Source organism: Halalkalibacter sp. APA_J-10(15) (assembly GCF_023017105.1).
In the GTDB taxonomy this organism is placed as follows: Bacteria; Bacillota; Bacilli; order Bacillales; family Bacillaceae_D; genus Halalkalibacter.
This window is the reverse complement of record NZ_JALKEV010000012.1, coordinates 142,928-162,229: the sequence shown is the minus strand read 5'-3', so window position 1 is coordinate 162,229 and position 19,302 is coordinate 142,928. Positions and strand designations below refer to the sequence as shown.

Sequence of the window (19,302 nt, the reverse complement as noted above, 5' to 3'; positions counted from 1 at the left end):
ACCGGCGCAGCCGGTTAGTTCAACGCCCGCCTGCGGAAAGCGTGCCCCCCATCCCGGTAGCGTAGTCGAAGAGCCGAATCCTGACTACTAAACAAACCAGCCTGTCGACTTTGTCGACAGGCTGAGAAAAGCCGCACAGCGGCTTTTCTCATGATACAGCAGTAGAGAGCTGATTAAGTGGAACGGAAAATAAGAATGATTTGTGCTCTTTTGGTGAGAAGTAAGCAATGAGTAATGATGGGCGATCTGTTGAACCATTCTGTCTCAAGTCAAAAGGGATCACCTCAACCATCGTATGTTTGTGTAAATCCTTTTCGTGTAGCTTCAAAGCTTCGAATTCAGCAGAGACAATAGTAGGATGATCAGCGAGCAGAGATAAATAGTGTGACTGTTCTTTCTTCGTTAAGGAGAACGTCCACCATGTTTTTCGTGGCTTGTGCTTTTGATTCTTAAAGAAATCAACAATCATAAGACTCTGAATGTAAGTGAGCTCAGCCTTTGTTCCATAATGTTCAAGAAATTCATATAAACGCTTGAATAAGTCTTCAAGCTGATGACCGATCTTAGCCCAGCCCTTCGCATCCCAATAATCACCAAAAATCTGGAAAAAATCAAATGGAGAGTCAAACTCGTGTGTGACAAGGTACTCAATTGTACGATCCATTCGGTGATCGTTCCAATATTTTTCTAGTACATCTTCTACTCGTTTTATGCGAATGATTTCATCAAAGGTTAGTACATTATTTTCTAAAATTTCGTACGGAGCATGATCCATATAGACATAGTTATGATCTTTAGCACGAATACGTAAGCCTGTCCCACGTAGCATTTTCAAGAAGCCGAGCTGTAATTCCTCTGGTCGCATCGCAAATACGTCATTAAACGTTCGTCTGAAAGAGTTGTAATCTTCCTCGGGCAATCCAGCAATTAAGTCAAGATGCTGGTCAATTTTTCCACCTTCCTTCACCATTGTTACCGTTCTTGAAAGCTTCTTGAAGTTTTGTCGACGCTGAACAAGCTCGTTCGTTGCATCGTTTGTTGACTGCACACCAATTTCAAAACGGAAAATGCCAGGAGGTGCATGTTTATTTAAGTATTCAAGAACCTCTGGACGCATAATATCTGCCGTTATTTCAAATTGGAAGACACATTGCTTATGATGTTCAATGAGAAATTGAAAGATCTCTAGTGCATAATCACGTTTAATATTAAATGTTCGATCGACAAATTTAATCAGCTTTGCTCCGTTATCAATTAAATAGAGTAAATCGCTTTTAACACGCTCAATATTCACATACCGGACGCCGACTTCAATAGAGGAAAGGCAAAATTGACAGCTATAAGGACAGCCACGACTCGTTTCAAAATAGGTGACCCGTTTAGAGAGCCCGTCTACATCCTCTGGGAAACGATAGGGAGAAGGAAGGTCGTCTAACTTTAATTTCGGTCGAGGTGCGTTAATAAGGATGTCTTCCTCTTTGCGATAAGCAACCCCAAAAACCATATGGTATTTCTGAGTAGTGGTCATTTCTTCAAGCAAATGCTTAAAGGTTTCTTCACCTTCACCGATAATAATAAAGTCAACAGCAAAAAGCTCCTCCATCCATTTCTTCGTATCATAAGAAACTTCTGGACCACCAAGGACGATCTTTGTTTGTGGTAAAACTTTTCTTAGCATATTGATGACTTTGATTGTTTCTTCAATGTTCCAAATGTAACAGCTAAAGCCAATCACATCTGGCTTACGTGCATATAAATCAGAGACGATGTTCATCGTCGGATCTTTAATCGTATATTCTACCATTTCAATGGGAAAATCAGGCTCTGCATAAGCCTTTAAACATCTAAGTGCTAGACAAGTGTGAATGTATTTCGCATTTAACGTCGTAACGACGGTTTTCATGATTCAATCCCTCAATTCTATTCATGTTTGCTCCTAGTGATCATACCATAGAACTGTGTTTGTAAAAAAGGTTGTTCAAGAAGTATGGTGAAAATGATATTTTTCTGTTTCTTACAAAGGAGAGCAGGAAAGTCATCGTGTCTGTCGAAATGGAAAATAGAAGATAGCGAATGGTTGCAAGAGGTAGGAAGTAGGTGAAACAGTGAAAAGTATTTACATCATTACAGGACCAGCTGGTGTAGGAAAGTCCACTATATCAAAGAGATTAGTAGAACAGTTTAACGAGAGCGCATATATAGAAGGTGATTTGATTAATCATATGATTGTTGGGGGTTACCTTCCACCGTGGGAAAGTGAAGAGTTGCTTACATTAACGTGGGAAAATATCGCGAGCTTAGCAACGAATTTTTTACGAGCTAATAAAGACGTCGTCATAGATTATATTGCTTATCCAGAAGATGTGGAAAAAGTCATACAAAAGGTTCGAAGTGAAGGGTGTCTAGCTAAGATTTTCTACGTTGTCCTTTGGGTCGATCATGCTGAATTGTTAAGAAGAGATCAATTACGAGATGAACAATACCAAATGGGGCAACGTTGCCTAGAGCTAGTAGAAGAATTCAAAAGCAAGCAAATCAGTGAACGCTATTATTATCATACTACTGATGTTACGGCTACAGAGGTGGTGGAGAAGATAAGAGAGAAAGACGAATTTATCGTAAATGAAAAAATAGAAAGAACAGATTAATCAATTGGAGATGACATGATGTTGTTGAGAGACTAGTCGAATTGAGTTTGCATGGCTAGATTATAAATTGAATAGTGAAAAGGGGTAAAATGTGTTGAAAGGAGAGAAATATAATTCGACAATATTTACTAGGGGCTGTAACGGTTTTATTATTAGTAGGCTGTGGTGATGATCATCAAGAAAAAGACAGAGGAAGTGAATCTGATCCGCCATTTTCAGTTGAGCGGTATGAGGAGTTTGTTGAACATCTGATGGAGAATGGTGGAATGTCATTTGAACATGCTCAAGAGGAATCTTATCGTGTTCAGTTAGAGGAATTGGCTATCCTAACTCGTGCAAATGAAGTTGGGATTCGTGTTTCTGAAGAAGAAGCACAGGTAGTCATTAATCAAACTAAAGAAGCGATTGAATCAAAGAATGTAGATAATTGGCAAGAAACGAAGGAAAGCATTGATGAACAGATTCAAGAGCTAGGCATTTCAGAAGAAGAATATTGGAATGAATTTCTTATTGAGCCTTATCAACAAACGTTAATGAGGCAGTATTTGATGGAATACGTACAAAAGAAATATCCAAAAATGTCATGGAATGAACGGAGAGAGCAATTGATTGAACAGTTTAAACAGAGAGAAGCAGAGCAAATTGCCGAGTTTAAGGAAGAGGCTGGGCTGTAGGTAATATAATAGAGAAAAAGCACACTTTCAGGCTACGCATTGTAAGTGTGCTTTTTGTTTGGAAGGATCTTTATTTTTAGTTTAGCTCAACCATATATAGCGATTTTACACGAAGGATTTAAGGAACGGCTACATTTTTTTCCTGTCTTTTTCCAACAAAGGCCATTTCTCGCCATTTTCCACTGCGCCAACGTAGATACATTAAAAATCCACGTAACCATTCATCAGCAACCATTCCAAGCCAAATGCCGACTAAGCCCATATCTAAGTATATACCGAAAAAGTAGGCGACAGGAATACTCACACCCCACATTGAGATAACGCCTAAGTAGACAGGGAACTTCACATCGCCAGCCGCTCGTAAACAGTTAATGACTACGAGATTAAAGGAACGGCCAGGCTCCAGAATGACATGAAGTAACAAGAGAATACTTCCTAACGCAATAATATCAGGGTTGTCTGTGAATATGCTTAAAATGGGATTACTTAAGATATAAAAGATTGCTGACATGCCAAGAGAAATCAAAATGGCTAGCTTCAAACTGCGAATACAACGTTTATATGCTGCATCGAGCTGTTTTGCTCCGACTTGATAGCCGACAATAATTTGCGTCCCCTGTCCAACGGCTAATCCGAAAAGGAGAGCAAACATCGTTACATTTTGCACGTATACACGTGTCGTTAACTCTTCAGCCCCGAACATGAGAATAAAGTACATAATGACAAGCTGAGAACCATTATAAAACATATGCTCACCAGCCGTTGGGATACCAATTTTTAATAAATTGCGCAGCTCAACCTTTGGAACACCTTTTAGTAGATAAGGAAAAGGTAAATCGTTAGGAATTCTACGGTATAGTAAGTAAGCAACGATCGCAAGTCCGATACAACGACTGACCGCTGTTGAAATGGCCACACCAGTTACACCTAGAACAGGCATTCCGAAAGCCCCGAAAATGAACAAATAGTTTCCGATAATATTCAAAATATTCATACCGATAGTGACGTACATGACGTCCTTCGTGAATTGATAACTTCTCAAAATCGCACTAACTGTCATCAACAGTGCTTGCACAAATGAAAAGCCTCCGACAATAACCATATACATCGTTGCTTCTTGTAGTAGCTCTTCAGGTAAACCCATCATCATAAGTAAAGGAGCACCAAAAAAGATCAATCCGATACTAAGTAGAAGGCCAATTGCCAAGTTTGCACAAATAGATACGACAGCGACTTGACCAGCTTCTTTTTGTTGTTTTGCTCCTAAGTGTTGTGCCACAAGGACGCTTGTTCCAGTTGCAATAAATCCAAACATGACGATCACAAACATGAAGATTTGATTGGCAACTCCGACGGCTGCAACCGCATCATCTGAATATTGGCTAAGCATTAATGTATCAGCATTACCCATAATCATATGGAGCATAATTTCAATGAAAATTGGCCAGGTCAAGGCGAAAAGGGAAAGCTGTTGAATTTTCTTTTTGTTGTTCTGTTGAATGTCCATTTTCTCACCTCAGGAATAATCATTTGAAGATCATACTTCATAATGATTGATTTGTATGTAAAAAGTTTGAAAATTGTTAAGAAGTTCAATGAAACCTCTAAAAAGTACAGTTTTACTTAGCGGAAAATGCTATAATACAGGTATATAATGTCAGAAAGGGGTACATAAATGCCGCAAAGCAAGTCATTTCGCATTATGTATGCGTTCATCTTAATTTTATTAATCATTTATTTAGGAACGTTAGTAGAGTGGATCTTCAAACCCATTGTCGTTCTAGTACAAACACTGTTTGCTCCTATCGCTTTAGCAGGGGTCTTGTTTTATTTATTGCGACCTTTTGTAAATCTCTTATCAAAAAAAATCCCTCGTGGAATGTCGATTCTCATTTTATATTTAACAGGTGTTTCTCTTGTTACGCTGTTGATTTTGTTAATAGGTCCAGAATTACAGAAGCAGTTTTATAGCTTAGTTGAAACACTTCCGGCATTTACGCGCGAAGTACAAGGCATGTATAATGCCTTGCAAGATAATGAATACATAGCTCGTTTCCAACAAGGAAATGAATTTTCGTTTGAAAATATCATTGCTGATTTTGGTGAATATTTAAATAATTTTGTCACAGCTTTAGGCTCTAACATTGCTAGCTTTCTTGGATTCATTGCTAATGTCGTGATTATATTAGTTGTCATTCCGTTTATCCTTTTTTATATGTTAAAAGAAGGTGAGAAAGCACCGAAGCAAGTGTTACGGTTATTACCTAGTAAGCAACAGCAGGAAGGACGCCGTATTCTAAAGGATATGGACTTTGCCTTAAGCTCCTATATTCAAGGGCAAATTATTGTCAGTATTTGTGTCGGGGTTCTAATGTATATAGGCTATTTGATTATTGGCGTCGAGTATTCGCTTGTGTTAGCTCTAGTGGCGATGTTTACGAATGTCATTCCGTTCGTTGGACCATGGATTGGTACAATCCCAGCAGTAATTGTTGGATTAATTGAATCGCCATTTATGGCTTTACTTGTCATTATCGTTGTTGTCGTAGTACAGCAAATTGAAAGTAATCTCATTTCTCCGCAAGTAATGGGAAGGAAATTAGATATTCACCCGTTAACAATTATTTTGTTGTTATTAGTAGCAGCAAGATTTGCCGGCTTCTTTGGATTATTACTAGCCGTTCCTACTTATGCGGTAGGTAAGGTTATCGTTTCTCATACGTATCGCTTGTGGCGTTTAAGAAGTAAGCCTGTTGATTGACAATTGACTCGTAAACGGGTATCGTATCGTTAACTTATATATGAACTGTGATGAAAGAGGTGCTTGGTAGTTGAGTTATGTAGTTGATGGGATTGAGCAGGTTGATGTAGAGGAATTGGCGTCATTGTTAAAGGAAGAGACGGATACACTTGTCATTGATGTTCGTGAATATGACGAATATGATCAGGGTCATATTCCCGGTATCCCACTTATTCCGATGCAGACGATTCCGCAATATACGGATAAGCTTGATAAAGACCTTTCTTATATTTTTATTTGTCGTAGTGGAGCAAGAAGTCAAAATGTCGCTCTTTATTTGAAGGAACAAGGCTTTGATCACGTAAAGAATTTTGCTGGTGGCATGCTTACGTGGGATAAAGAAGTTGAAACAGGGCTGGAATGGGTTGTCAAAGACGTGAAGGAGTTAAAGAAATCATGAGTGAAAAAACGGATCACCTTAACCTATAGGTGATCCGTTTCTTTTGAATAGGAATGCTCTCCTGCGCGCCTGTTCTTTAATTCTTGTCGATTTTTTTGTTGATTTCTTGCATTGTTGTCTTTTTTCTTTTTGTTGTTATCACCTGTTTGTGACATATTGTTCACCTCATTAAAGTAAGAGTAAGTTATGCTTTATTTTAGCGTAACCAATTGTCAGCGAATTATGAACATACACTTACGATGATGTTTAAAAATTAAACAGAGAGGGAAAGTAAGAACTAATCACAATATATGGGGTGATAGAAATGAAACGAAGGAAAGCATGGTTATTGTTAGCTGGGGCAGCTGGAACGACAACATTGCTTATGAGAAATGAAGAATTTCGCTCGAAGGTAAGAAGAAGCTACAGACAACTAAGAAGCTATTTCAAAGACAGCTCAGTTATGAATAAAGTAAAGGATCGACGCATTGGTCATTCCCATCCACATGATTACGATGATCATAATATGGTCGAAGAAGGGGCTATGACAAGTATTAACTACTATAACAAAGCACAGCAAAAGGATCACCAGTAGGTGGTCTTTTTTGCTATTAGATCAGAGCGTGTGACAGAAGTACACAATTCTTAGAAGACTAATTATAAGGAATAGTGAAAATGAATGAAAAAATCATCATTTTTCTCAATAAGATTGGGAAATGCTATAATTAGGAAAAAGGATGGATAGGAAGTGATTTGAATGATTTTCATTAATAATGAAACGATTGCGGGAGTTCCTACGTTACATGTAGTAGATAGAGAAAAGGAACTAGAGAAGCTCCCAACGGTTTTCTTCTTGCATGGATATACAAGTGCGAAGGAGCACAATTTGCATATTGCTTATATATTAGCAACAAAAGGCTTCCGTGTACTGTTACCAGATGCTGTTTATCATGGCGAACGTCAAAAAACGGAACAGAACCGTGATTTGAAATTTTGGGAAATTGTTTTAACGTCTATTCATGAACTTGAGCTATTGAAGGAGCATATGGTCAAGAATGGATTAGGAAATGATCAAATTGGTGTGATTGGAACGTCTATGGGAGCGATTACGATGTATGGAGCATTAGCTCGTTATCCCTGGATTACATCAGCTGTGTCATTTATGGGAACGGCCTATTATCAAGTTTTTTTGGAGGAGCAGCTTAAGGCGCTTGAGACAAAGGGAGTTGATTTACACGATCTTCGTCATGAAGTGCTTCATCAAATCAAGCCGTATGATCTGACTGCACAGCTTGAACGCCTAAATGGACGACCACTGATGATTTGGCATGGTAAAGAAGACCAGGTCGTACCGTATCCTTTTTCAGAAAAGCTATTTGGTGAATTAGAGAGGCATTATGAGGAGCATCCTCATCGTTTGAAATTTGTTGCAGAGGATCGTGTCGATCATAAAGTATCTAGAAAAGCGGTCTTATCATCTGTCGAATGGTTTGAACAACATTTGTTAAAGGATCAAATTTCATAATGTCGATTAGAAAAGAGGCAGAAAAAACGGTCGTTATTATTCTCGGGGCACTTATTATAGCCATTGCGTTAAATTTCTTTTTAATACCAGCTAACGTATTTGCGAGTGGCTTTACAGGAGTGGCACAACTTATTGCCGTTGTGCTCCCGTTATCAACGGGAATTATCCTGTTCGTATTAAATATTCCTGTGGCCATTCTTGGGTGGTTAAAGGTAGGGAAGAGCTTTACGTTGTATAGCTTTTTAAACGTTGTTCTTACAACATTCTTTTTAGAAGTCGTGCCAATTAGGCATTTTTCACCGGATATTCTATTGAATGCTGTGTTTGGTGGTGTATTATTAGCAGTTGGTGCTGGTATCACCTTAAAATGGGGAGCTTCTTCCGGAGGACTTGATATCATTGCTCTAATTTTATCGAGAGTGAGTGATCGACCGGTTGGTGTTTATTTCTTTCTTTTAAACAGCATCATTGTCATTACGTCAGGATTTCTATTTGACCCTGAAAAAGCGCTCTATACACTTGTTACTCTCTATGTTTCATCACGTGTGATTGATGCTATTTATACGCGTCACGTGAAGGTAACGGCGATGATTGTCACGAAAAAAGCAGATGATGTCTCTAAAGCGATATATGATTCTATGGTAAGAGGAATTACTCGAATTCCAGCAAAAGGTGGGTATTCTTCAGAAGATAAAGAAGTACTTATGATTGTCCTTACCCGTTACGAACTATATGAACTAAGGGAAGTGATTCAAGGAGTTGACCCAGAAGCGTTTACGAATGTGCTGCAAACCTCAGGAATATTTGGGTTATTTCGAAAAGATTAAGTGAGAGGGGATTCAAATGAAAAAGATATATATATGGGTAGGAATGGTATTATTGCTGATCCTGTCAGCGTGTGGACAAGGCTCAAATTCGCCAACGACAGGTATCGGAGGTGAAGAAGAAGTCAGTGATTGGTCATATGATGTTGAAGTCGATCAAAGAGATGATGAGCTTGATGTGACGATGACGGTGACAAATCATCAAGAAAATGAAAGCAACCTTGACTTTTCATCCGGACAAAAGTATGAAATCACTTTAAGAGATGAGAGTGGAGAAGAGGTCTATCGTTATTCTGAAGGGAAAATGTTTACGATGGCGATCGTCATTGAAACGGTTTCTCCAGGAGAATCATTGTCATTTACGGAAAAGGTTTCTTTAGAAGGATTAGAGGAAGGAGAATATGAGTTAGAGGCTGAATTGCTCATTATCGCGATTGATGGGAAAGAGCTTGAAGATCGTGACATGTTTAAAGAAGTTTTAAAGATTGGAATCGAATAATGTAAGAGGAGAGCACGGGGGAAGTTCGCTTTTAACTTTTTCAATGCTCTCTTTCTTTTAAAAAGCAATAAAGTTATTTCATTAGTAATGAAAATGTATAAAAGTTATATCTGTGCTAAATTGTAGGCGTTAGCATAAGATGATCTATTTTGATGAGGGGAATTGGTCTGTATTAAATGAGACGTCTCAAGCTATTTTTAGTGGACTTTCTCGTGAGGATCGCACCTGCTTTTTTTGAAGGGTATATATGATAGGATAGAAGAAAAGGTAAATCGATAGGTTAGGAGAATACGATGAGCACAAATCAAATGAAACGGAAATGGATGATTCAAGCAGGCATCTGGTTAAATGCAGTGGGATGGGCCTTTATTTTAATTGAGGAAATGCCTACATGGCTTTCGAATGTAGGCATTCCCTTTGCAGTGGGCGGTTGTAGCTTGCTATTGCTATCTAATCTCTTTAGAAGGGAACGTGCTTCCAATTAAGGATAGTGAAAAAGATTAACGATCAAGGTGTTTTTTTTTCACCTCGTCTTGTATGGCTTTTTTTAACGTGTAAAAAGGATGATTTTTTTTTGTAGAATCATTGTTTTTTTTAGGCTGTGCGATATCAATGTCCTTTCCTGTCCAAAAGGTATTGAAAGGTTCCTCTAGCTTCGTCAAAAGTATCACTCCTTATTTGTTTAAATGGATTACGAAAGTTTAACAAGCTCAAGTATTTCATCATTCGAAAGCTCAGTAATTCGTTGCTCACCAGCTGCAAGGATATGATTGGCAAGCTCTTGCTTTTGTGATAACAATCGGTCAATTCGCTCTTCTAATGTGCCAGTTGTCATTAATTTATGAACTGTCACATCTTTTGTTTGGCCTATTCGATATGCGCGATCTGTCGCTTGGTTCTCAACCGCAGGGTTCCACCATCGGTCGTAATGGATAACATGAGAAGCAGCTGTTAAGTTTAATCCCACTCCACCAGCCTTCAAAGATAAAACAAAAAATGGGGTTTTCGCATCTTGCTGAAATAATTCAATCACCTCTGTTCGCTTCGCACGTGTTAAGCTCCCATGTAAAAAAGGTACCTCTTTCGTATAACGTTTCTCTAGCTCCTCCACGATTAAACGTCCCATTTCTTTATATTGAGTAAAAATAAGCACCTTCTCGTTATTGTCATACATATCTTCCACGAGTGAAAGCAAATGATCCCACTTTCCAGATTGATGCTCCTTCGTTGGTTCCTTAAGAAAATGAGCAGGGTGATTACAAATTTGCTTAAGCTTCGTTAAGGTTTGCAAAATATGAGCTCGTCTTTCTAAAGCACTGTCCTCGTTTAGTCGTGTTACCATATCCTCGACCACAGCTTGATAGAGACTAGCTTGTTCTACGCTTAAATAGACAGGATGAACGATTTCATTCTTAGCTGGAAGATTTAAAGCAAGGCTCTCATCTGCCTTTGTCCTTCTTAACAGAAAGGGACGGATTAAAGCTTGTAATTTATGGAGCTGTTCTTGATTTTGTTCCTGCTCAATTGGTTTCATAAAGTTCGATTGAAAGGACGAATACGATCCTAAAAAGGACGGATTTAGGACGTCTAATAATGACCAAAGCTCTCGCAAGCGGTTTTCGATCGGTGTCCCTGTTAAAGCGATGCGATGAATCGCATCGATTTTTTTGATTGCTCTTCTTTGTTTAGTTTCAATATTTTTAATATGCTGCGCTTCATCTAGCACGAGACCATTCCAACGGATGCTCGCAAATAAATCTTCATCCTTTACCATTAATTGATACGTGGATATGATCAAATCCCATTTCTCTAAATTCTCAATATCTGAGATGCGAGTGGAGCCGTGATGAATGAGAATGGTAAGAGATGGAGCAAATCGTTGACATTCCTCTATCCAATTTTGTAGAAGCGAAGTTGGACAGATTAATAAAAAAGGAGTTCGATTCAATGATTGTTGCTCTTGTTGGTCAATAACATGAAGAAAATAGGCAATCGTTTGAATTGATTTTCCTAAACCCATATCATCTGCTAAACACCCTCCGAATCCGATATGTCGTAAATGGACAAGCCATGATACGCCATCGTGCTGATATGGACGGAGTTCACCGTGTAATCCATCCGAAAGTGAAACCGATGGAGGAGAGTTTGTATATAGCTGATTTAACGCTTTTTCGAGCTCTTTCTGCCATTCAATTTGAACGTCAACATGATCAAATTGGTCATTTAACTCATTCGTTTGGTCGAGCTTCCATGCTTCCAAATATGATGTACGTTGCTTCATTTCCTCCAAGTTCGATTTTAGGGTTTCGGCGAGTGAGCGATCCCATGCGATCCATTCTCCATTTATATAGACAAACGGCTTTTGTTCTTCAACGATTTGTTTAAATTGCTTTTCATCTATTTGTTCATTACCGATCGCTACTTGATACGTAAAGGACGCCACGCTTTGCCAATTAAGGAGAGGCTCTGCGGAGGACTTTTCGATAAGGTCATGGTCTAGAGAAATAGATACTTTTGGTTTTGGACGCTCGCTCATCCACTTTGGAATAATTAGGTGGAAGCCTAATTCTTGTAACATCTCATCCTCATTTGTAAAGAGGTAAAAAGCCTCTTCTGCCGAAAGTGTTAGTGTCGGAGATGAAAGACGTAGAGAATGCAGTAATGGAATACGCTCTCTAAGATTGTGTACATCTTGCTTTAGCTGAGCAATTGGATTCTCATGCCAAGGATGCTCACCTAATTCGAGTTGTTGCATCTTGACCATCCGTGTAGGATGCTTTCGGTCGATCATACAAAGAGAGACTGTCCACTCACCATCCTCTGTCTTAGGTTGTTCAAGTACGAGGCCAGAAAGAAACGGTTTAGCCGTTGTAATTCCTGCTTTCACATTGAAATCTTGTACGGTGATCGTTGACGGTTTCTCTCTATTTGTTTGTAGCTGCTTAATCGACTGTTCAATCGATGGATCTACGATATTAAGCCATTGCAGAAAATAAGGAGCAATCGATGTTCTCTGGACAATCGAACGAATCCACGAGTCGCTAAGCTGTCGAATGAGCTTTTGAAAATCGGTATATGTAAGTCCTTCATGATTGGATTGAATATGAAGGCTAGCGGGTCGAACAGATTTAGCGGCATCAGGTAAGGCATCGTACCATTCCTCAAATGGAAATTGAATAAGTTGCCATTTTCCATTTGGGTCCGGTTCAAAATGACCATCTGCAATCATTTGTTCTACATAAGAAAATAATCGCAGCCATTTTTGAATATCAGGTGTTAGCGTAATGGCACGATCGTGTTGCCAACGCTTAAAAAGCGAAAGATAGAGATAAATCGATTCAAGTGATAGGAGTAGTCCTTCAATGGGAAATGGGTACTCCTTCATTGCAGAGGTAGCCTGATAGATCGTTGTCTCCCCAGCAAATGATTGATACTGTCTTTCCTTAATGGGTACTTTTATGACCGCTTTTCCTTCTTCGATAAATGTTCCATAATAGGAGATCTTATCATTCCGAAAAAGACGTAGCTTTAATTCAAATGGTGAGTATAGAAAAGGGTATTGGAAGTTCCCTTTTTGCTCAAAACGAGAGTTTGGTGAGCACTCTCCCCATATGAAGAAGGTGTTCTCGATCCAACCTCCGTGGACAAAACAGTTAGAGTTCAAATGACTTCAACTCCTCAATGAACGCTTTGTACGTTCGATATTGCTTTTTTAACCGCGTGAGAAATGGTTCGAATTTCTCCGAGGTATTTACTGTTGTATATAATTTCTTTAAATGTGAAACGGCTAATGCAGCATGCTGATAATGCACTCTTGATTTCTTTTCTACTAAGCGAATGATTAATTGATGGTAAATAGGAATAGCTAAATCAGGCCTTTCTTTCTTCATTGCTTCTAATAAGGCTTTTTTTTCTGGGCGAATTTTCACTGGATCAAATTCGTTTAAAAGAAAATGCTCCTGTGCCTGTTCATATTCTTGTGCATATAAGAGTAATTGTTCATATGCTCTAACTGATTCTGTTTGATAAAGTTGATTCTTTAATTTTATTAATAAATGGGCTATTCGTATTTGTTTCTCTTCTTTTGTTAAGTGCTGACTTAATTGAAGGAAGCGTTGGAAATTAGGAGTAACGAGCCAACGCCTCCAAACTCCATCCTGTTCTTTTGCCGTTTTGGCGTGCACTGCCTTGTATTCCTCCCAGATCGGTTGAAGAGATCCAAATGTTTGTCTTTGTTTTATAAATAACGTATCAAACCATTGTTTGATCGCAAACCAACGTTGTCGCTCCTGCAATAGTTGAAAATGCGGATAAATGTCAAGTTCAATTAATTGATGTCTTCGAGCTGATAACAAGGAAAGAGCTTGATCCTCTTTTCCATTTAATAAAGAAATATATGAATAAAGAAGAGCAAATGAATACGATATTTCTTCAGACACATTTGAAAAAGCTTCATATATATACTCAATCTGCCTAGGCTCTAATCGTTTCGTATGTATTTGAAACAGGCGTGGCCAAGGAGAATCGGGAACAGCTGCCTGCTCTACTAGAAGTTTTGTGAATGTAGCCATTGCTTCTTCTGTTAGGTAGGTTTCTTCATTAAAGGAGTCTCGATATAGACCATCAAAAATGAAAAGAAACCTTCTTTCGTATAAATCATAGGTCTTGTCTGCTTGAGAATATTTAGCTAATTGATCAATATAAAATATGGTTAGTAACCATTTTGGTTGAAAGTCAGCTGAATCAATGGTTTGTATCGCTTCTTGTGTGAGCACTTCTAAAGAGCGATTCGTCACATAGCGAGTTGCTGTTAGCTTATTATATAAACGATAAATAGACGAATTTAGTTGTGCTGAATTTATTTCATTCAGTACGTAAGAATGAATCAATGTATGTCACCTCTTCAATGAGTCCATTCTTATATTGTATCGCTTCTTGTGTCAGAAAGAAAGGTGAGAAGGTTGTACGGGGGAAATGGGAAGTGGCTTCCGAAAAAATGCAAGCACAGCTTGTGCTTGCGGTTAGACCTATCAAGTTGAAGGTTAACGCGTGAAGTCTGTCTAATTAAAGGAGTTGCTGCACTTGTTCGCGCCTAGATAATAATCGTCGTAATTTTCGTTTATGTGTCTCGACCATTGATTCATCCGAAGATTCTAATGCTTCGTGTAACTCCATTAAGACATAATCAATTTCAAGGTTCATGACATTATAAATCGTCTTGGCATTTAATGACTTGTCGTTTCCTTTATACTGGATCATCGAGCCATTTTGATTCATCATCACCTTTTCACTCCCATCAATTTCAATCATCGATTCAATATCACCTGACTGATATGAAGTAATATAAAGAGGCCCATCAGTCGAACGTTTGACAATTCCATTTCCCTTTTCATGTTGTAGCAGGCTTTCCAAGGCGCTTGCTAATCCTTCATCATAAATATAAATGGATTCTGCAGACAGCGTAAGGAATTCCGTGTTGCGTAAAAATGGGAGTTCGTGAACAGATTCATCACGTTCGATCATGAGATAAATCGTTTTGGCGTCATAACGCCAATAAAGAGAATAGTGTTGATTCATCATTCTTTTAATAAACTGATGTAGGGAAGCCTTAGATAGTTTGATATAAATATCCGAGAATTCTACATCGATAAAAGAATTTCTCATGATATACACGCTCCTTTAACGCCTTAACATCCTATTCAGTTGGATTGCTATATCTTATGAAGAAGAGGTGAAAAAAAGAAGCGAAATGCCTACTTTCTATGGAATTTGGGTGAGGAAAAAATTATAGGTTATGAAGTAGGGGGGGAGTGATGATGTTTTTTATTATTAGGAGTAGTATGAAAAGGGCTTTGGAGTCGATTAGCAATGGATTAACAAGTTACGTGCTTGATACGAGTGGTTTTTCTCATATCAAGCTTTTTTTATGCAATGATGCGCAAAGTGCCCCTATGGATGTATGATGTTGTAATTGAATCTTATGATAAACGGAGAGCGTCTTCTAAATAATGCCCAATCCCATCCTCTTCATTCGAACTCGTAACCTCATTTGCGATCGATTTAAGCGGGGTGATAGCATTGGACATTGCCACTCCTTGCCCTGCGTATTCAATCATTTCAAAATCATTATCCTCATCACCAAAGGCAATAATTCGTTCCTTAGGAATGTTATAATAATCGGCTGCTTTCTTGATTCCGATTGCTTTGTTCATACCGGCACGAATGATTTCAATGATGTGCCAAGGTGCGCCCCACATTCGTTGGTCAATGACTTCAGCGTGTGCATCCTTTAACAATTGACGAAGTTCATCGACATGATGCTCTTCAGGATGAACGAGAATACTCGTTGGGTCATCCTTTAATTGCTTGAGGAGATTTCCGTGTTCAACTGGGTTTTGGCCAGCTAGAAATTCTTTAATAATCACTTCATCAAACGAATGTAAGTAAAAATCATCAATGACCTCAACCATAATATTACTCACTTTAAAGGCTTCACATGTTTGTATAATCGTCTTTGCTGTTTCTAATTTTAACGGATGATGATACGTGCCAAACTTTTTATCGCGCGGGTGATGGACAAAGGCTCCGTTAAAATTGACGATCGCTGTATCTAATTGAAGCTCTTGATAGTAGGCGGCACTTGCACGATAAGGTCTGCCTGTTGCAATCATGACAAGATGTCCATTTTGCCTTGCTTTTGTTAATATTTGTTTCGTGTACGGTGATATCGTTTTATCATCTTTTAACAATGTGCCATCCAGGTCAAGAACGATTAAATGTTGATTTGGATTCATGGAATCTCCCTTTCTGAATTTGTTATAGAGCTGTTCAAAAAGGGGATTTCCCCCTCTGTTGAATGATTTTTTGAACGAGTACTTATAGCAAGTTTATGTAAAGACACCTTATTTTATCATATTAGAGAGAATAGAGACGTATGTAAAGAGCGATAGATGTTATCGAAATTTTGTCCGAATTCGTTCAAATTCTTATAAGACAAGTTATGATATGATACGTGTATGGACATAACTATAGTTTGATGATGTTCCTACTTGAGGAGGAGATCGTGTGTCTTTATTATTTGATACGTTTGGCTTTCGGGCATTGTGGACGCCAGAATTAATCATTCTACTTGCTATTGTTGGATTACTATACATGCTCCTCGTTACGAAATGGCTAGGGCGTTTTGCTGGGGCGAAGCCTGTTCGGGTGAGGCAGAAAGTGTATTTCTTTCTTGGTCTTTTTGCTTTGTACTTAGGGTGGGGAAGTCCGTTATATATTACGGGACATTTGATGATAAGCTTTCACATGCTCCAAATGGTGTTTGCTTATTTTATCGCAACACCGCTTTTTTTATTAGGCTTACCGAAGTGGTTTCTTGAAGCAATCATAAGAAAAGCAAGTAATCCGTTTACCGTTCGCATCTTTCGTGTCATATGGAGTCCAATCATTGCCTTGTTTTTATTTAATGGCTTATTTTCTTTTTATCATGTACCGCTCATGTTTGATTCACTAATGCAAGCACCTGTTTTGCATAGCGTGTATGAATATGCGTTGTTATTTGCTTCCTTTTTAATGTGGTGGCATATGCTAGCGCCATTACCAGTGTTAACTCAGTTACCGCATTTAAAGAGAATCGGTTATATTTTTGGAAATGGTTTATTAATTACACCGGCCTGTGCATTAATTATATTTGCCGGATCAGCGATGTACAGCACGTATACGGATCCGCTCGTTTGGGCGAATGTGATGGCCTATTGCTTACCAAATGGTGTTAGTGTTCCGACTGAAATATTTGCTGGACCGACCTCCTTTTCATTTTTAGAGGCGAGAACAGATCAGCAATTAGCTGGTGTAATGATGAAAGTATTCCAAGAGATTGTGTATGGAATTGCGATTGGTTTTGCGTTTAAGCAATGGCTTGTAAAAGAAAAGCAGCAGGATGGAAAATTAACGATCAGTGATGCCCCGACTGTAAGACCGTAAGTTAAAAGGTGAGGAGATTTTTTTATGAAAAGAATGATGACAATTGTGTTGTGTATGAGTATTCTAACAGGCTGTGGCTGGGTGTATGAAATAGGTGTAAATGGGGAAGAGTCAGGTAGTACGACAGATATGACGGAAGCAGGAAATGAGGTTGAAACGTTTCAGTTTGTTAACGAAACAGGAGAACCATTTGGAACGGAGCAGTTAGCAGGAGGATATTGGGTTGCTAATTTCATCTTCGCGAATTGCCCATCGGTTTGTCCATTAATGACACCGAATATGCTTAGTTTGCAGGATGAAATGATTGCTGCTGATGTTCCTGTTACATTCATTTCATTTACGGTTGATCCAGAGAGAGATACTCCCGAGATATTGCAGGCTTATGGAAGAAATGTTGGAGCGGATTTAGATTCTTGGCATTTTTTAACAGGGTATGATGAAGCTGATATTTCAGAATTTGCATTAGATAGCTTTTTATCCGTTGTGCAGCCTTCCGAGGATGATATTATCCACCCAACTTATTTCTTTCTTATTGATCCTGATGGATTAATCATCCGAAAATACGATGGATTAACGACTAATCAAGATGCAATCATTGCCGATCTAAAAGAAACTATTCAATAGGACATTCATGACTAGGCTTGCAGCACGTGTGAATAGTTCAAGGGAAGCTATATAATATGCAGTTATATTAATAAGCACGAATGATAAGTAGACTCTTATCATTCGTGCTTATTTTTGTTGTGAAAGTTTCAAAGTGTCTTCTTTTACTTGAGGCAGGCACTTTATTAAAAACAGATTCATACGTTATTTCAGAAAAATAAAGAAGTTTTAAAAATACAGTTGAATTAATTTTTATACATATATATAATGAGTACCAAGAAGAAAGAAGAGAGAAAACAGAAAGAGGGAGAGATTAGGATGAGAGTTGGTATTATTGGAGCGACAGGATATGGTGGAGCGGAATTGCTTCGGTTACTAAACCATCATCCACACGTAACAGATGTTGTATTATACAGTTCATCAAAAGAAGGTATGAATATACATGAGACGTACCCGCATCTTGCATCGGTATATGAGAAATCATTAAAATCATTAACAATTGAAAGCTTGAATGAGGAAGTAGATGCAGTCTTTTTAGCGACACCACCAGGAGTGTCTGCCGAATGGTCGAAGGCGATTCTTGAGTCGAACTGTCAAGTTATTGATCTATCAGGTGATCTACGTTTGAATAGTCGCAAAACGTATTCAGAGTGGTATAAGCGTGAGGCGGCATCAGAGGATTTATTAGAAGAAGCTGTATACGGTTTAACGGAGTGGAACCGTGAGCAAATATCTAAGGCGAAGTTAATTGCCAACCCCGGCTGTTATCCGACGGCAACCTTATTAGGATTAGCACCGCTAGTGAAGGAAGGCTTAGTTGACGTTCATTCAATTATTGTTGATGCGAAGTCAGGTACATCGGGAGCAGGGCGTTCAGCTAGTATGCTGACCCATTATAGTGAGATGAATGAAAATTTCAAAATATATCAAATTAACCAACATAAGCATGTACCAGAAATTGAACAGCAATTACGTGAGTGGGACACAAATGTCGATGCCGTTACCTTTCAACCTCATCTCGTTCCGATGGTTAGAGGAATTATGTCAACGATGTATATGACGGCAAAACGAGAAATGAGTGAGAAGGAATTAAAGGATCTGTATAAGACAGCTTATGCTCATGAACCTTTTGTACGAATTAGGCCAGAAGGACAATTCCCCGCAACAAAAGAAGTGTATGGAAGCAACTTTTGTGATATTGGCTTAACTTATGATGCGAGAACAGGGCGTATCACCGTTGTATCTGTGATCGATAATGTTGTCAAAGGTGCAGCAGGGCAAGCAATTCAAAATTTTAATGTTATGAATGGATTTGAAGAAGGAACGGCGTTAATGAACGTTCCGATGTATCCATAGAGAAAGGTGGA

Annotated in this window: 21 protein-coding genes; 13 read left to right on the top strand and 8 right to left on the bottom strand. The window is 38.6% G+C overall.

What is annotated here, in order from left to right:
- Window positions 1-148: 148 nt before the first annotated feature.
- Window positions 149-1,903 (bottom strand): B12-binding domain-containing radical SAM protein, encoded by a 1,755-nt coding sequence (locus tag MW695_RS15155; protein WP_247106170.1) that lies wholly within the window; start codon window positions 1,901-1,903, stop codon window positions 149-151.
- Window positions 1,904-2,105: 202 nt separating this feature from the next.
- Here MW695_RS15155 and MW695_RS15150 point away from each other — a divergent pair, with 202 nt between their 5' ends.
- Window positions 2,106-2,648, top strand: coding sequence for an AAA family ATPase (locus MW695_RS15150; RefSeq protein WP_247106169.1), 543 nt, complete (start codon window positions 2,106-2,108; stop codon window positions 2,646-2,648).
- Window positions 2,649-2,914: 266 nt separating this feature from the next.
- Window positions 2,915-3,322: a hypothetical protein gene (locus MW695_RS15145; protein ID WP_247106168.1), complete on the top strand. Its 408-nt coding sequence runs from the start codon at window positions 2,915-2,917 to the stop codon at window positions 3,320-3,322.
- A gap of 118 nt (window positions 3,323-3,440) precedes the next feature.
- On the opposite strand, the gene MW695_RS15140 is transcribed toward MW695_RS15145, so the two are convergent.
- Window positions 3,441-4,829, bottom strand: coding sequence for an MATE family efflux transporter (locus MW695_RS15140; RefSeq protein WP_247106167.1), 1,389 nt, complete (start codon window positions 4,827-4,829; stop codon window positions 3,441-3,443).
- Between the two features lie 168 nt (window positions 4,830-4,997).
- On the opposite strand from MW695_RS15140, the gene MW695_RS15135 reads away from it, so the two are divergent.
- Entirely contained in the window at window positions 4,998-6,083 is a 1,086-nt protein-coding gene (locus MW695_RS15135) for an AI-2E family transporter (RefSeq protein WP_247106166.1), read from the top strand.
- Between the two features lie 70 nt (window positions 6,084-6,153).
- Window positions 6,154-6,522 (top strand): rhodanese-like domain-containing protein, encoded by a 369-nt coding sequence (locus MW695_RS15130; protein WP_247106165.1) that lies wholly within the window; start codon window positions 6,154-6,156, stop codon window positions 6,520-6,522.
- 23 nt (window positions 6,523-6,545) lie between these two features.
- Here the strand turns inward: MW695_RS15130 and MW695_RS15125 are convergent, their stop codons facing one another.
- Window positions 6,546-6,677: a DUF3941 domain-containing protein gene (locus MW695_RS15125; protein ID WP_247106164.1), complete on the bottom strand. Its 132-nt coding sequence runs from the start codon at window positions 6,675-6,677 to the stop codon at window positions 6,546-6,548.
- Between the two features lie 149 nt (window positions 6,678-6,826).
- Here MW695_RS15125 and MW695_RS15120 point away from each other — a divergent pair, with 149 nt between their 5' ends.
- From MW695_RS15120 to MW695_RS15100, 5 genes are all read left to right on the top strand, one after another.
- A complete protein-coding gene (locus MW695_RS15120; protein WP_247106163.1) occupies window positions 6,827-7,096 on the top strand; it encodes a hypothetical protein in 270 nt (89 codons plus the stop codon).
- 162 nt (window positions 7,097-7,258) lie between these two features.
- On the top strand, window positions 7,259-8,026 hold the full coding sequence (gene yjfP / locus MW695_RS15115; protein ID WP_247106162.1) for an esterase: 768 nt from the start codon (window positions 7,259-7,261) through the stop codon (window positions 8,024-8,026).
- A complete protein-coding gene (locus tag MW695_RS15110) occupies window positions 8,026-8,853 on the top strand; it encodes a YitT family protein (protein WP_247106161.1) in 828 nt (275 codons plus the stop codon). The genes yjfP and MW695_RS15110 overlap by 1 nt, the downstream gene beginning before the upstream one ends.
- Window positions 8,854-8,869: 16 nt before the next feature.
- A complete protein-coding gene (locus MW695_RS15105) occupies window positions 8,870-9,349 on the top strand; it encodes a BsuPI-related putative proteinase inhibitor (RefSeq protein WP_247106160.1) in 480 nt (159 codons plus the stop codon).
- A gap of 293 nt (window positions 9,350-9,642) precedes the next feature.
- Complete coding sequence (locus tag MW695_RS15100) at window positions 9,643-9,834, top strand: hypothetical protein (RefSeq protein ID WP_247106159.1); 192 nt, start codon at window positions 9,643-9,645, stop codon at window positions 9,832-9,834.
- 15 nt (window positions 9,835-9,849) lie between these two features.
- On the opposite strand, the gene MW695_RS15095 is transcribed toward MW695_RS15100, so the two are convergent.
- The 4 genes from MW695_RS15095 to MW695_RS15080 all read right to left on the bottom strand — a co-directional run bounded on the left by MW695_RS15095 (window position 9,850) and on the right by MW695_RS15080 (window position 15,013).
- A complete protein-coding gene (locus tag MW695_RS15095) occupies window positions 9,850-10,011 on the bottom strand; it encodes a hypothetical protein (RefSeq protein WP_247106158.1) in 162 nt (53 codons plus the stop codon).
- Window positions 10,012-10,040: 29 nt separating this feature from the next.
- Window positions 10,041-13,013, bottom strand: a complete 2,973-nt coding sequence (locus MW695_RS15090) for a DEAD/DEAH box helicase (protein ID WP_247106157.1) — start codon at window positions 13,011-13,013, stop codon at window positions 10,041-10,043.
- On the bottom strand, window positions 13,003-14,238 hold the full coding sequence (locus MW695_RS15085; RefSeq protein ID WP_247106156.1) for a hypothetical protein: 1,236 nt from the start codon (window positions 14,236-14,238) through the stop codon (window positions 13,003-13,005). The genes MW695_RS15090 and MW695_RS15085 overlap by 11 nt, the downstream gene beginning before the upstream one ends.
- A gap of 175 nt (window positions 14,239-14,413) precedes the next feature.
- On the bottom strand, window positions 14,414-15,013 hold the full coding sequence (locus MW695_RS15080; protein ID WP_247106155.1) for a hypothetical protein: 600 nt from the start codon (window positions 15,011-15,013) through the stop codon (window positions 14,414-14,416).
- Window positions 15,014-15,162: 149 nt separating this feature from the next.
- Between MW695_RS15080 and MW695_RS15075 the strand changes: the two genes are divergently transcribed.
- Complete coding sequence (locus MW695_RS15075) at window positions 15,163-15,312, top strand: hypothetical protein (protein ID WP_247106154.1); 150 nt, start codon at window positions 15,163-15,165, stop codon at window positions 15,310-15,312.
- A gap of 15 nt (window positions 15,313-15,327) precedes the next feature.
- Here the strand turns inward: MW695_RS15075 and MW695_RS15070 are convergent, their stop codons facing one another.
- Entirely contained in the window at window positions 15,328-16,143 is an 816-nt protein-coding gene (locus MW695_RS15070) for a Cof-type HAD-IIB family hydrolase (protein ID WP_247106153.1), read from the bottom strand.
- Between the two features lie 271 nt (window positions 16,144-16,414).
- Between MW695_RS15070 and ctaG the strand changes: the two genes are divergently transcribed.
- The 3 genes from ctaG (at window position 16,415) to argC (ending at window position 19,291) form a co-directional block, all read left to right on the top strand.
- The gene (gene ctaG / locus MW695_RS15065; RefSeq protein ID WP_247106152.1) at window positions 16,415-17,332 is read left to right on the top strand and encodes a cytochrome c oxidase assembly factor CtaG; all 918 of its coding nucleotides are present in this window, start codon (window positions 16,415-16,417) and stop codon (window positions 17,330-17,332) included.
- Between the two features lie 24 nt (window positions 17,333-17,356).
- Complete coding sequence (locus tag MW695_RS15060) at window positions 17,357-17,956, top strand: SCO family protein (protein ID WP_247106151.1); 600 nt, start codon at window positions 17,357-17,359, stop codon at window positions 17,954-17,956.
- 297 nt (window positions 17,957-18,253) lie between these two features.
- On the top strand, window positions 18,254-19,291 hold the full coding sequence (argC, locus tag MW695_RS15055; RefSeq protein WP_247106150.1) for an N-acetyl-gamma-glutamyl-phosphate reductase: 1,038 nt from the start codon (window positions 18,254-18,256) through the stop codon (window positions 19,289-19,291).
- Window positions 19,292-19,302 lie beyond the last annotated feature (11 nt).